Raw genomic sequence first — 12,336 nt, 5'->3', positions numbered from 1 at the left:
ATAAAATGTGATGATACAACAAGAATAAATATCTTTGCACCACACATTTATAACAAAAAACTATAAAGCAATGAGAAAGATACTGTTTAAATCGATAATTTGGTCCATGCTGATGGTGGCAGCAGGGTGTACGGCTGATAACCCTTATGCAGACTATTATAACGATGGTTCAAATTGGAATAATGGTGGTGGAATGTTTAATAACGTAGGCAGTTCGACGACGGAGGGTGATATCGCAACCTTTGACATTATGATAGATCAGAACGCTGAAGAGCCTAATACAGCGACTCAAGCCTATTATCCTGATGCAGAGGATCTGTTGGACAATAATACTTTCTCTACGCAAATAACTATTGATATGAGTAATCCTGTGGCTAAAGAAGAAGGTGGGGTAAAGGTAATAGTTAATGGCGGTCATGTGATTGCAGATCACGGTTCACAGAAAGGTATCTGTTATGTGGTAAGTGGCTCCACTAGCAATGGATCGCTTACGGTACTAGGTGAAAAGAAATACGAGGTAATACTGAACGGTGTTAGTATTCACAATCCTGATTCGGCAGCTCTGAATTTACTGAGTAGCAAACGTGCCTTTGTTTACGTGACTGATGGTACCACCAACCAGTTGAGCGATGGAACTGATGGCAGTCATAAGGGTGCCCTATATGCAAAAGGTAAGCTGTTGTTCTATGGTAGCGGAAAACTGCAGGTAGAAGGGCATACAAATAACGGCATACACTCGGCAGATTATATTATATTTAATAAGGGGAACCATATAATGGTCATAACGACGAATAATCATGGTATTAAAGCCAATGATGGCATCTTTGTAAATGGCGGTGTGCTGAATGTAGAGGTGTCTGGTGCTGGTGCTAAGGGACTCAACAGCGAGAGTCATATCATAATTAATGGTGGGCGTACCACAGTTATTACCACAGGTAAAGGCTCGTATGACAGTGAGACTAACGAGGTGAAAGGCGCAGCCGGCATAAAAGCTGATAGTACGCTGACAATAAATGGAGGGGATGTACTCTTGAAAAGTACTGGCTATGGTGGTAAGGGCATTAGTGTTGACACAGATGCGAACTTTAACGGAGGAAATGTTTATATCGTAACGACGGGTGGAAAATATACCAGCAGTAGCGACTCTACATCGCCCAAAGGAATAAAAGTAGAAGGTTCTATTAATATCAATGGTGGAAGAATCTGGGTGCGTACAAGCGGTAATGGTGGTGAAGGTATTGAGTCGAAACAAGAGATAAATATAAGTGGTGGCGACGTGGCAAGCTATGCTTATGATGATGCAATTAATGCAAAGAGCACGATGACCGTCAGCGGTGGCTATGTTTATGCGCATGGTCAGCATAACGATGGGCTTGATGCCAATGGCAATCTGTATATTAATGGTGGTGTAGTGTATGCTATTTGTTCGGGATCGCCTGAGGTTGCAATCGATGCAAACACTGAAGGAGGATATAAGTTATACGTGACAGGTGGAACTATCGTTGCCGTTGGTGGACTAGAACGAGGTGCACAATTATCACAATCTTGCTTTCAGACTTCATCTTGGACGGCAAATGCTTGGTATGCAATGACAGTTGACGGAAACACTTTCTCATTCTTAACTCCTGCTAGTGGAGGACAAGGAATGGTGGTATCAGGTAGTACACAACCCTCTTTGAAGCAAAGTGTCACTGTGACAGGCGGCGATACGTGCATGGGTGGAATTGGAGTGATTGATGGACGTGTGAGTGGAGGTTCATCGGTATCACTATCGAGCTACACGAATACTGGGTCTGGTTTTGGTGGTGGCGGTTGGCGCTGAAACAATATTTCGTAACATGATACGTTATTTTAAAAGAGAAACGGTATGGTTTATATGAAACAGTCGCGACAGGAAAATATCATATACCTGATTGTATGGGGCATGCTCTTTGCTGTGCCATTGCTTAGTTGCTATGTGCGCATGTTTGCCGACAGTGAAGCGGCTTTTCAATGGTATGAGGTGTTGTTTGTGTGGCGCCACTTTTCAATATATTTATTCCTTTTTGTAGTTCATAATTTTTTGTTGGCTCCCCTGCTGATACATAATCGGAGGCGTATCCTATACTTCACGATAGTGGCAATCGTGGTAGCGTTGTTCGCTGTTTATCAATACAATACAAAACCTAAGATGAAACTCCACGAGCCAGAACGGCATGAAATGCGTGATGTTATGCGAGGAGAACATTGGAAGGGACCTCGCAATCATGGGTTTAGACGACCGCCACTAGTGAATGAACGCAATATCATGTCGATGACTGTGGTCATACTGATGTTTGGCGCAAATTTAGGTGTCAAGGAGTTTATTCGTAGTCGTGATGATCGAAGACGACTGGCAGAGTTAGAACGACAGAACTTAGAACATCAGTTGGCTTATCTTCGCTATCAGATTAGTCCGCACTTCTTCATGAACACATTGAACAATATTCATGCCTTGATAGACATTGACCCTGAGAAAGCTCAGGAGACTATTGTTGAATTGTCGAAGATGATGCGCTACGTGCTATATGATGCTGATAAAGAACGTGTAGCTCTCAACAAAGAATTGAACTTCATAGAGACGTACATAAAATTGATGCGACTTCGATATACCGATAAGGTACGCATCTCGCTGACATTGCCCGCAGATGTACCTGATCGTCAGTTGCCGCCACTGATGCTGATATCATTTGTGGAGAATGCCTTTAAACACGGTGTGAGCTATCAGCATGACTCCTTTATCGAGGTGAGCATGACGGTGGCAGACAATAAGTTTACTTTCCGTTGTCGTAACTCGAAAGCGAAAACGCCCAGCCAAGAAAAAGGCGGGGTGGGCCTGGCCAATGTGCGCCAGCGGCTTAACCTATTGTATGGGGACCGTTATTCGCTGCGCATCAACGAAGGAGCTAATGATTATTCTGTAGAACTCAACATACCATTATCATGATACGCTGTATTGCCATCGATGATGAGCCTCTGGCTCTGCAACAGCTTGTGGCCTATATCCACAAGGTGACGTTTCTTGAAGTTGTGGCCCAGTGCCAGAGTGCCATCGAGGCACGTCAAGTGCTGGAGAAGGAGACGGTGGATGCTATCTTCTGTGATATCAACATGCCCGACCTCAACGGCATGGACTTCGTGAAGTCATTGTCGGTTCCACCGCTGGTAGTGTTCACTACTGCCTATGCAGAATATGCCGTCGAGGGTTTTAAGGTGAATGCTGTTGACTACCTTCTTAAACCTTTTGGACTTCAGGATTTCCAGCGTGCGGCCTATCGGCTGAAGGAACGATTGACGCCTATTGTGGTAGATAGTGAGTCTGCCTCTGATGTCTTGTTCCTGAAAACGGAGTATCGCATCGTGAAAGTGAGTATATCTGACATTCGTTACATAGAGGCTATGAGTGAATATCTAAAAGTGTATTTACGTAACAGTACGAAACCCATCATCACGTTACTGTCAATGAAGAAAATGGAGGAACGCTTGCCAAAATGCTTCATGCGCATTCACCGCTCGTATATTATTAATTTGAATGAGATTAAAGAAGTGAACAAGTGTAGGGTGGTTATGGACGAGAATACCTTTTTGCCTGTAGGTGATATGTATAAGGAAGCTTTCATGCGTTTTCTGGACGATAGGTTCTTGGGTAAGTAATTTAAAAGTCAGAAAGATGATGAGAAAAATCATGCAATGGATGGTGGCTGCCACCCTGACAAGCAGCCTCTTTGTATGGACATCCTGTTCGAACGAAGACAATGCGGTGATTCCGCAGCCCGGCCCTGAAACGGAGTTCGGCGCACTGCTGAAAACACTGGACTGGGGCACGGACACATGCTTCGTCTATGGTCACAAGACACCCGACGTGGATGCCGTCACCTCGGCCTTGTCGTATGCCAGGCTGATGCGGCTGATGGGCTACAACTGCAAGGCCAAGGTGTCGAGCGGGATGAACCGCGAGACGGCCTATATTGCCCACGTGTTCGGCTTTGCGCTGCCCGAACTGAAGTCGAGCGTGGTGCCGCAGACACGGCTCATCCTGACCGACCACACCGACTATGCCCAGTGTGTGGACGGTGCCCGTGAGGCCGTTATTCTGCAGAAGATAGACCACCATGTGGAGGGCGACATAGCCGACAGCGGCATCCCCTTCGTGCGCCGCGAGATGATTGGCTCTACCAACACCATCATCTACGAGATGTATAAGGAACAGGGCATCGCCATCGATGACGAGACCGCCCGCATCATGCTGGCAGGCATCATCAGCGACACGCGCAACCTGTCGAAGACCACCACGCGCGACATCGACATCACGGCATTACAGGCTCTTGCTGCACAGTTGGCCATCAGCCCCGACTCTGTGGTCAGCCTGAACCGCGGCATGGAGGATGCCGCCACCGACTATACCGGCATGACCGATGCCGAGATTTTCCTCTCCGACTACAAGGAGTACGAGATCAGCGGCCATAAGCTTGGCTTCGGCAGTCTCGACTGCAAGCAGAGCCAGATGGAAACCTTCATCGACCGCATGCTGGCAGTCATGCCCGAAGTGATGCGGCAGCGAGGACGGCAGATGCTTGTGGCCAAGATCGACAACAAGGTGGAGAACACGGGTGACGACCGTGCCGAACGGCCTTACGTGGAGAATGGCACCTATTTTATATACTATGGTGAAGGCGCCAAGCAGATGGCTGAGACCATCTTCGGAGCGTCGTTGCGTGAGGGCGCCTGCTATACAGCCGAGAATCTTTCACGCAAGCAGATTGTGCCGCGCATCACTGAAGTGCTGACTGGTAATTAAGATTAGTAATGTTTCATAAAACACAACGACGATGAGAAAGTTACATGAATTAACATGGATGCTCGTCGCCGTAACTATTCAGCGATAGTTGTTTGGTAAATCTCGACAGCCCAACAACTATGCGCACAATGTATGATAATAATCGATCCAAACCTGTATTTTTATTTATTTTTAAGTGTTTCAATAATGGCATCCAAATCTTCTGCCAAGCGTTGATAGTCTTCGAGTTTCAGCGGACATGTTTTCATTTCCTCGCTCATGCCTGCAGGAATAGTGCTTATGGCTTGTTCTTCCAAGGTGTGTCCTTTCTCTGTTAAACTAACAATTTGCTGGCGTTTATCTTCTTTGCCACGCTGGCGTATCACCAAGCCCAACTTCTCCATGCGCTGGAGCAAGGGAGTTACTGTATTCGTCTCAAGCAACAGCCGGCGAGCGATATCGTTCACCGGCTGACTGTCGTTTTCCCACAGCACCATCAACACCAGATATTGCGGATAGGTGATGCCCATCGTGTTAAACATCGGCGTGTAGGCTTGAGTGATAAGTCTGGCAGCCGTGTAAAGACGGAAGCAAATCTGATTTTTAAGTTGTAATTCTGCGTGCATTTTCTTTTACTGTTCTACTTTGAATACGATGTTCTTTGAACATCCATTCTTTCTGTTCTATTCTTGCTTTCTTAAAGCATTGCTTCGATGTCCTTCTCGAAGTCCTTAGGATCTGTGGTTGGCGCAAAACGCTTAACGGTAGTGCCATCCTTGGAAATCAGGAACTTGGTGAAGTTCCACAGGATGTCGCTATCCTTTTCTACGCTTTTGCTCAGTGTCTTCAGCATAGCGCGAGTGGCTTTTGCCTTCAATCCTTTGTACTCCTCGGTAGGCGCCTGCGACTTCAAATATTCGAAGATAGGCTCTGCGGCAGCACCATTGACATCGGTCTTCTTCATAATCTGGAAGGTAACTCCATAGTTCACCTGGCAGAACTCCTCAATCTGTGCATCGCCCTCTGGATCCTGCTCCTTGAACTGATTGCAAGGGAAGCCAATGACCACCAGGCCCTGATCTTTATACTTCTGGTTCAGTTCCTCAAGTCCTGCAAATTGTGGGGTGAAACCACACTTGCTGGCTGTGTTGACAATCAGCAGCACCTTACCTTCGAACTGTGCGAAATCTATCTCTTTACCTCTGCTAGAGAGGGCTTTGAAATCATAAATCTTATTCATTGTGTTAATATTTTAATTATTTGTATATACCATTAATTCCCAATAAAAATCTTTGTTTTTGTGTTACTCTGCAGAAGCCATTCGTTTACCAGCTTCGTATGCGCTCTGTAGGTCATTCTCCCAGTGTTCGTCGCGCCATTGCAGTTTAGCTTCTTTAGAGAACATACCTAACTCATAATTGTCGTAGTTCTTCACCTGGCAGGTGTTGTATGCTACCAGCTTTTCGGGCTGTCCAAGTGCTGCAGCAATACACATCTCCTTAGTACCAAAACCCTGACTGTTGTTCTGTTCGGGGGTGCCATTCATAGTCTCCATCAGTACTACAGGCATCTTCTTGGGTGCAGTCAGGCTGTAGTCGTTGTATGAGAGCCAAGGGAAAGCCAGACGCTCTAGGAAGGCGTGCATCTCGGCAGTGATACCACCAAAATAGATGGGTGATGCCAGTGCCAATCCGTCTGCAGTAGCAATCTCCTCAAGTACGGGCAATATTGCATCTTTAAACTTACAGATGTTGGTAGCTTTGTTTTTCAGCTTACATGCCATACACGACATACATCCTTTGAAGTCCATGTCGTAGAGGCGCACAACCTTTACTTCAGCACCAGCGTCTCGTGCTCCCTCAGCAAATTTCTCACACATGGCGGCAGTATTCATGTTCTTACGGGGACCGCCGTCGATAACCATAATTCTCTTCATATTAGTTCTCGTTTTCCTTATATTGTTGTTTTTGTATCATCTGTTTGCCGTATTTCCAGCCGCCTGTTGACCATAGTGCCCAGGCAATCAGTACGGGTTGGAAGAATAAGCGGATCAGGCGGGCATCATCTGTATTCAGGTTGAATGCATCGATGTGGTTCACATACTGGTTGATGTTGCCTGGGAATATTAATATATAGAATAAGGCCAGTAGAGCACCAACCATAGGGCGGTATTTTTTGATCATGAACAGCATACTCAGTCCTAATGCAATTTCTACTACTCCCGATGCCAAAACTACGAAGTCGGTGAAGGCTGGGGTAAATTGAATCCATGTTGGAACCTGCGCCACAAACTCCTGACGGGCAACCGTAAGGTGGGCTATGCCTGCATACGTCATGAAGAATCCTAAAATCAGACGTGCTATGAGTCTTACATATTTCATAATTATTTTATCTTAGTTTTCGTTTAACTTCTTGTTTGCGATGCAAAGATAAGAAAATAAAAATATATCGCAAGCGATTTAATTAATCATTTATAAGTATTTAACAAATATCGCTTGCGATATAATGATAAATTTCTTAGTTAATACAGGGCTATTACTCAAGCATGCTTTCCAGTTTGTCGATAAGCACTTTGTCTGCAGGTGTGAAGGCTCGATAGCTTACTATCTCATCTTCATCTTCATCTTCATCTTCATCGCTATCACCATTGCCTTCGATGTCTGCTGGTCCTGTCGTAAGTATATTATCTTTCACAGTCCACCACCAGTAGCTTACTTGTTTGTAATTGTCGTAGGGGTGCATTTCAATCACCTGTCCATTATGTTCTTTGGTGTCGTATTCGGAATAATAGAATTTAAAAGGAACGCACTGACATTTATCTTCATTTGTAAGATAAACCTTGCAATCCATGATACCATCTTCGTCTATTGTCATGACGGTGTATTTCATGATGCCAGCCTCATTTTTTTCGTTGATCCATTTGCCCACATAATCATCGCTGCTAATCACCTTATCAAAGACCGATAGCATCTTCAGTTCGCTATACGTTGGGCGATGTAACTGAATTATTAAATCGCTTCCAGCCTGCTTGAGGACCATGCCTTCTTTGTTAAAGCTGTAGTAGAACAATGCGTCTTCTTCTTCAGCGTCATCATATTGTATGGTGAAAGTGCCAGCAGCCTCGTTAACGTTATAAAACTCATGGCGGCGAAAGCGTTCGCTGTAATTAATGGGTTCATTGGGATAAATCTCATAACTGCGCGTAGTAACGACCCCATTCTTATCAAATGTTAACAGCGCATAATTCTCGCAATCAGGTGATTTCTCGTCCACTTTTATCTGTGCAAACCAAGATCCGCTTAGGTTTGTATCCTTGATGGTGGTAGAATCATCATCGTCGCTACACGAAGTTAGTGAGAGCAGTGTCAAACCGCAGGTCAGGATGGCGGTCAGCATCCACAGGAAAATCTTTTTCATAGCTTTGTTTTTATTCATTATTGTAGTTAGTTATTATTAAAAAAATGGTTCACGTATTATTATTTAGACAATGTCATTAGGTATTTCCTGTCGCAAAGATATATAAATATTTCTAACAAACAATACTTTTTGGCCATTTTTTCATTGATGGCAAGTTTTTTAATGATAGTCGATAATTCATAATTAAAGTGAATAGTGCTGATAATTCTTGGATTATTATTATATTTGCATACAATTTCGCAGTGATAAATATAATAAGGAATATAAATCTTTTGATAATGAAAAAAATAGTGTTAATTACGGGAGCTACAAGTGGCATTGGCCAGGCTTGTGCTAGAAAGTTTGCCGAGAACGGTGATAAGTTGATTCTTACGGGCAGAAATCTTGAAGCATTGACTGCTATCCGTCAGGAACTTGAGCAGAAGGGCACCGAGGTGCTAACGCTGGCTTTTGATGTGCGAGACAGCGAGACAGCCACTCAGTGTATCACGTCGCTGCCAGCCGAGTGGAAGGATATTGATGTGTTGGTGAACAATGCCGGATTGGCGCTTGGACTAGAACCCGAGTATGAAGGTCGCATGGAAGACTGGGAGACGATGATAGACACTAACGTCAAGGGTTTGTTGTTGATGACACGTCTGGTGGTGCCAGGTATGGTAGAGCGCAATCGAGGTCATATCATCAACATGGGATCAGTTGCTGGCGATGCTGCCTATGCTGGTGGCAATGTGTATTGTGCCACCAAGGCTGCGGTGAAAGCTCTCACCGATGGTTTACGCATTGATGTGGCCAATACACCCATCAGAGTGACCAATTTGAAGCCCGGACTTGTAGAGACCAATTTCAGCAACATTCGCTTCCATGGCGATGTCAATCGTGCAGCCACTGTCTATAAGGGAATCAAACCGCTTACTGGCGATGATATTGCCGATGTTGCTGTCTATGCAGCTAATGCCCCCGAACATGTGCAGATAGCCGAGGTACTTATTCTTGCTACTCATCAGGCCAGCGGCAGCGTAATTGTGAGAAAGTGATACTGAACTTTCAGTCCATCGCTACGTCAAGCACCATCATCAGTACGAAGCCAATGGCAAAACCGATGGTGCTGAGGTTAGAGTGCTCACCACTCGAAGCCTCTGGTATTAGTTCTTCTATCACCACATAGAACATGGCGCCTGCAGCAAAAGTCAATAGATAGGGGAGAGCGGGTGTCAGCATAGAAGCTAGCATCAGCACTGCTACTGCGCCCAGGGGCTCTACAGCTCCACTCAGCGATCCTATCAGGAATGAGCGCCAACGACCGTTGCCAGCTGCACGCATCGGCATCGAAATGATGGCTCCTTCAGGTACATTCTGTATGGCTATACCCAGGGATACAGCTACAGCGCTGGCCAGCGAAATGCTCGATGTTCCACTGTCGGCTCCGGCAAACACCACACCCACAGCCATACCTTCGGGTAGGTTGTGGATGGTGACGGCTAGTGCTAGCATAGCTGTTCGCGACAGGTGCGAGCGCATGCCTTCTGGCTGGTTGGTGCCTATGTGAAGGTGGGGCGTCAGTTCGTCGATTAGCAATAGGAAGCCCATGCCCATTAAGAAACCAATGGCTGCTGGTAGAACTGCCCATTTGCCGCTCCCAGTTTCCATCTCCATAGCAGGTATTAGCAGCGACCACACGCTTGCTGCTACCATTACGCCCGAAGCAAACCCCAGTAGCGATTTCTGCAGCCTTACAGCCATCTCTTTTTTCATGAAAAACACGAATGCCGAACCTATCATGGTGCCCAGCAGCGGCAATAGTAGTCCTATTGTTAGTATTGTCATCTTTGTCTTTACCTCTTATTCTGTATAATTATGATCTGTAACGATGCTCACCTCCATGTCGGATACTAGCTTCTTTATCTCTTCCACCAACTGTTGGGTGAGTGACGCCTCGTTGTGTACGTTGATGTCGGGCACGATATCCACAGACAGCATGTTGTCTTTCTCCGAATAGTAGAATCCATGCACTTGAACAATCTCCTTGTGGGCCGCCAGTGCCTGCATCACTATGGATTGCAACTCGGCTCGCCGGTTTTGTCCTGTTGCTATGGCATAGATGCCCACGGTTATGATGATGCCATGTTTTTCGTACAGTAGTGAGGTGATGCGACGGGTCAGCCCATGGATGTCGTGTGCTGACATGGTGTCGTACACGTTGACGTGCAGTGAACCAATCTTCACCTCAGGACCGTAGTTGTGCAGTATCAGGTCGTAAACGCCGTGCACCTCTTCAAAGTCGGACACTTCCCTCACAATTTCATGCGTCAACTCAGCCGGAATGCTGGTGCCCAGCAACTGATTGATGGGCGATGCCAGCATGTCGATGCCAGCCTTGATGATGACTACAGAGATGAGTGCACCTAGCGGTCCGTCGATTGATACGTTCCATAGTAGCATGATACCGGCTGACACCAGTGTGGCCAGCGTGATTATGGCATCAAACAAGGCGTCTGAGCCTGATGCTATCAGTGCATCGCTCTTTAGCTCTTCTCCCTGGCGCTTCACGTATTGACCCAGCACCAGCTTCACCACGATGGCTATGCTCACCACTACCAACGTCAAGGTGGAGTATTCGGGCTCAGTGGGCGCCAGTATCTTCTTTACTGATTCTATCAGTGAGGTAATACCGGTAGTCAGCACGATGACGGCAATGATAATTGCGCTGAAGTATTCTATACGTCCAAAACCAAATGGATGCAGTCGGTCAGCAGGGCGTTGCGATAGTTTGGCACCAATTATAGTGATGACACTCGACAGTGCATCGCTCAGATTGTTGACGGCATCCATCACAATAGCTACTGAAGAGGCCAGCAGGCCCACAGCAGTCTTAAAGCCAGCCAATAGCACATTGCTGGCAATGCCTATCCAGCTAGTGCGTATGATTTTCTGATTTCTGTTCTTCATAATTATAGTCTGGCTACCAGTGCGACAATCTTCTTTTGGGTCTCCTCGGTCTTCTGCTCGTCGGCTTTGGCCGTAACGAGTCCCAGATTGAACGCGCCCCAGTAGTTGCATAGGTCACGGAACTGTGCCATCGCACCATCATAGACGTTGGGCGACTGCGACGAGATGAGCAGTGATATCTTCTGCACTTTGGCAGGCTTGCTCACACAGTACATGCGCTGAATGGGGGCTTGCAGTTGAGCGCTCAGCGTGAAGTAGTAGATAGGTGCTGCCAATACCAATGCTTCGACTTCGGCCATCAGTGGATAGAGCTCTTGCATGTCGTCTTTCTGTATGCAAGCGCCGTTGCCTTTGTTGTGACAATACTCGCAGGCCATACAGCCCGCTATTTTCTTGTGAGCCACGTTGTATACCGTTACTTCGTGTCCAGCTGCCTCGGCAACCTTTTTGTATTCCTCAGCCATCCAGGCCGTACTACCATTTGTACGTGGTGAAGCTTGTAGAATCAGTACCTTCATTTTTGTGATGTTTTTGTTAGTTAATAGAAATAATGTATATTGATGTTACATTTGCAAAGATAGCTATTTCTTCTTAATACTACAAGAAAAGAGGGGGAAGATCATTCTTTTCCCCCTCTTGTGTATTATTACAGAAGTATCTCCATACCTATTTTCTGCACTTTCATTCCCATACTGCGGTAGAACCCCATGGCGGCATCGTTGCCTTCCCACACATTCAGTGTCACGTTGCGGCAACCAATCTGTCGTGCATATTGGCACACATGCTCATATAGCGCCTTACCTACGTGCTGTCCGCGTGCAGCTTCGTCTACGCAGATATCGTCAATGTATAGTGTCTTTATATCTTCCAGCAACTGGTGGTTGTGCACTTCTGTCACCTGGCAGAAAGCGTGGCCTATTACTTCACCCTGTTCAAACACGAAGATTGGGTTGCTGTCGTCCTGCATCAGTGTCTGAAGTTCCTTCTCGTCGTATTTCGTTGTGTAGGGTTTAAACAGGTCTGGTCGCAGCCTGTGGTGCACCATGTTCACCTGATGTAGCAGTTCGATGATTCGTGCCGTGTCTTTTATTTCTGCCCTTCTTACATTGTTATCATTCATATTTATATTGTCTAATTTCAGATCAGCGTTGTTTTCGTTTAGTGCAATTATTATGATA

General features: G+C 46.0%; 14 protein-coding genes. 5 read left to right on the top strand and 9 right to left on the bottom strand.

Going from position 1 to position 12,336, the window contains the following annotated elements; genetic code table 11:
• The first annotated feature begins 70 nt into the window (after positions 1-70).
• From T496_RS0109035 to T496_RS0109020, 4 genes are all read left to right on the top strand, one after another.
• Positions 71-1,822, top strand: coding sequence for a carbohydrate-binding domain-containing protein (locus T496_RS0109035; protein WP_027450467.1), 1,752 nt, complete (start codon positions 71-73; stop codon positions 1,820-1,822).
• A gap of 447 nt (positions 1,823-2,269) precedes the next feature.
• Positions 2,270-2,965 (top strand): sensor histidine kinase, encoded by a 696-nt coding sequence (locus T496_RS15250; RefSeq protein WP_231478033.1) that lies wholly within the window; start codon positions 2,270-2,272, stop codon positions 2,963-2,965.
• Positions 2,962-3,672 (top strand): LytR/AlgR family response regulator transcription factor, encoded by a 711-nt coding sequence (locus T496_RS0109025; RefSeq protein WP_027450465.1) that lies wholly within the window; start codon positions 2,962-2,964, stop codon positions 3,670-3,672. Before T496_RS15250 ends, T496_RS0109025 begins: the two co-directional genes overlap by 4 nt.
• 16 nt (positions 3,673-3,688) lie before the next feature.
• A complete protein-coding gene (locus T496_RS0109020; protein ID WP_231478032.1) occupies positions 3,689-4,816 on the top strand; it encodes a DHH family phosphoesterase in 1,128 nt (375 codons plus the stop codon).
• Between the two features lie 161 nt (positions 4,817-4,977).
• On the opposite strand, the gene T496_RS0109015 is transcribed toward T496_RS0109020, so the two are convergent.
• From T496_RS0109015 to T496_RS0108995, 5 genes are all read right to left on the bottom strand, one after another.
• The gene (locus T496_RS0109015; protein ID WP_027450463.1) at positions 4,978-5,421 is read right to left on the bottom strand and encodes a MarR family winged helix-turn-helix transcriptional regulator; all 444 of its coding nucleotides are present in this window, start codon (positions 5,419-5,421) and stop codon (positions 4,978-4,980) included.
• A 71-nt stretch (positions 5,422-5,492) separates the two neighbouring features.
• The gene (locus T496_RS0109010) at positions 5,493-6,035 is read right to left on the bottom strand and encodes a glutathione peroxidase (protein ID WP_027450462.1); all 543 of its coding nucleotides are present in this window, start codon (positions 6,033-6,035) and stop codon (positions 5,493-5,495) included.
• Positions 6,036-6,098: 63 nt separating this feature from the next.
• Positions 6,099-6,731 carry a flavodoxin family protein gene (locus tag T496_RS0109005; protein WP_044110962.1) on the bottom strand — a complete coding sequence of 211 codons (633 nt, stop codon included), beginning with the start codon at positions 6,729-6,731 and terminating at the stop codon, positions 6,099-6,101.
• Between the two features lies 1 nt (position 6,732).
• Positions 6,733-7,176 carry a DoxX family protein gene (locus T496_RS0109000; RefSeq protein WP_027450460.1) on the bottom strand — a complete coding sequence of 148 codons (444 nt, stop codon included), beginning with the start codon at positions 7,174-7,176 and terminating at the stop codon, positions 6,733-6,735.
• Positions 7,177-7,330: 154 nt separating this feature from the next.
• Complete coding sequence (locus T496_RS0108995) at positions 7,331-8,212, bottom strand: hypothetical protein (RefSeq protein ID WP_155808800.1); 882 nt, start codon at positions 8,210-8,212, stop codon at positions 7,331-7,333.
• Positions 8,213-8,490: 278 nt separating this feature from the next.
• Between T496_RS0108995 and T496_RS0108990 the strand changes: the two genes are divergently transcribed.
• Positions 8,491-9,246 carry an SDR family oxidoreductase gene (locus T496_RS0108990; RefSeq protein WP_027450458.1) on the top strand — a complete coding sequence of 252 codons (756 nt, stop codon included), beginning with the start codon at positions 8,491-8,493 and terminating at the stop codon, positions 9,244-9,246.
• 10 nt (positions 9,247-9,256) lie between these two features.
• On the opposite strand, the gene T496_RS0108985 is transcribed toward T496_RS0108990, so the two are convergent.
• The 4 genes from T496_RS0108985 to T496_RS0108970 all read right to left on the bottom strand — a co-directional run bounded on the left by T496_RS0108985 (position 9,257) and on the right by T496_RS0108970 (position 12,278).
• The gene (locus T496_RS0108985) at positions 9,257-10,036 is read right to left on the bottom strand and encodes a ZIP family metal transporter (protein WP_027450457.1); all 780 of its coding nucleotides are present in this window, start codon (positions 10,034-10,036) and stop codon (positions 9,257-9,259) included.
• A gap of 15 nt (positions 10,037-10,051) precedes the next feature.
• The gene (locus T496_RS0108980) at positions 10,052-11,158 is read right to left on the bottom strand and encodes a cation diffusion facilitator family transporter (RefSeq protein ID WP_044110960.1); all 1,107 of its coding nucleotides are present in this window, start codon (positions 11,156-11,158) and stop codon (positions 10,052-10,054) included.
• 2 nt (positions 11,159-11,160) lie between these two features.
• Positions 11,161-11,676, bottom strand: coding sequence for a flavodoxin family protein (locus tag T496_RS0108975; RefSeq protein ID WP_027450489.1), 516 nt, complete (start codon positions 11,674-11,676; stop codon positions 11,161-11,163).
• A 128-nt stretch (positions 11,677-11,804) separates the two neighbouring features.
• On the bottom strand, positions 11,805-12,278 hold the full coding sequence (locus tag T496_RS0108970; RefSeq protein ID WP_027450455.1) for a GNAT family N-acetyltransferase: 474 nt from the start codon (positions 12,276-12,278) through the stop codon (positions 11,805-11,807).
• Between the last annotated feature and the right edge of the window lie 58 nt (positions 12,279-12,336).

The organism is Xylanibacter brevis P6B11 (genome assembly GCF_000621825.1).
GTDB lineage: Bacteria > Bacteroidota > Bacteroidia > Bacteroidales > Bacteroidaceae > Prevotella > Prevotella brevis.
This window is presented reverse-complemented; position numbering and strand designations above follow the sequence as displayed.

Coding starts and splice junctions, on each gene's coding strand:
- T496_RS0109035 (WP_027450467.1), top strand. CDS start 71: ATGAGAAAGATACTGTTTAAATCGATAATTTGGTCCATGCTGATGGTG.
- T496_RS0109025 (WP_027450465.1), top strand. CDS start 2,962: ATGATACGCTGTATTGCCATCGATGATGAGCCTCTGGCTCTGCAACAG.
- T496_RS0109020 (WP_231478032.1), top strand. CDS start 3,689: ATGATGAGAAAAATCATGCAATGGATGGTGGCTGCCACCCTGACAAGC.
- T496_RS0109015 (WP_027450463.1), bottom strand. CDS start 5,421: ATGCACGCAGAATTACAACTTAAAAATCAGATTTGCTTCCGTCTTTAC.
- T496_RS0109010 (WP_027450462.1), bottom strand. CDS start 6,035: ATGAATAAGATTTATGATTTCAAAGCCCTCTCTAGCAGAGGTAAAGAG.
- T496_RS0109005 (WP_044110962.1), bottom strand. CDS start 6,731: ATGAAGAGAATTATGGTTATCGACGGCGGTCCCCGTAAGAACATGAAT.
- T496_RS0109000 (WP_027450460.1), bottom strand. CDS start 7,176: ATGAAATATGTAAGACTCATAGCACGTCTGATTTTAGGATTCTTCATG.
- T496_RS0108995 (WP_155808800.1), bottom strand. CDS start 8,212: ATGAAAAAGATTTTCCTGTGGATGCTGACCGCCATCCTGACCTGCGGT.
- T496_RS0108990 (WP_027450458.1), top strand. CDS start 8,491: ATGAAAAAAATAGTGTTAATTACGGGAGCTACAAGTGGCATTGGCCAG.
- T496_RS0108985 (WP_027450457.1), bottom strand. CDS start 10,036: ATGACAATACTAACAATAGGACTACTATTGCCGCTGCTGGGCACCATG.
- T496_RS0108980 (WP_044110960.1), bottom strand. CDS start 11,158: ATGAAGAACAGAAATCAGAAAATCATACGCACTAGCTGGATAGGCATT.
- T496_RS0108975 (WP_027450489.1), bottom strand. CDS start 11,676: ATGAAGGTACTGATTCTACAAGCTTCACCACGTACAAATGGTAGTACG.
- T496_RS0108970 (WP_027450455.1), bottom strand. CDS start 12,278: ATGAATGATAACAATGTAAGAAGGGCAGAAATAAAAGACACGGCACGA.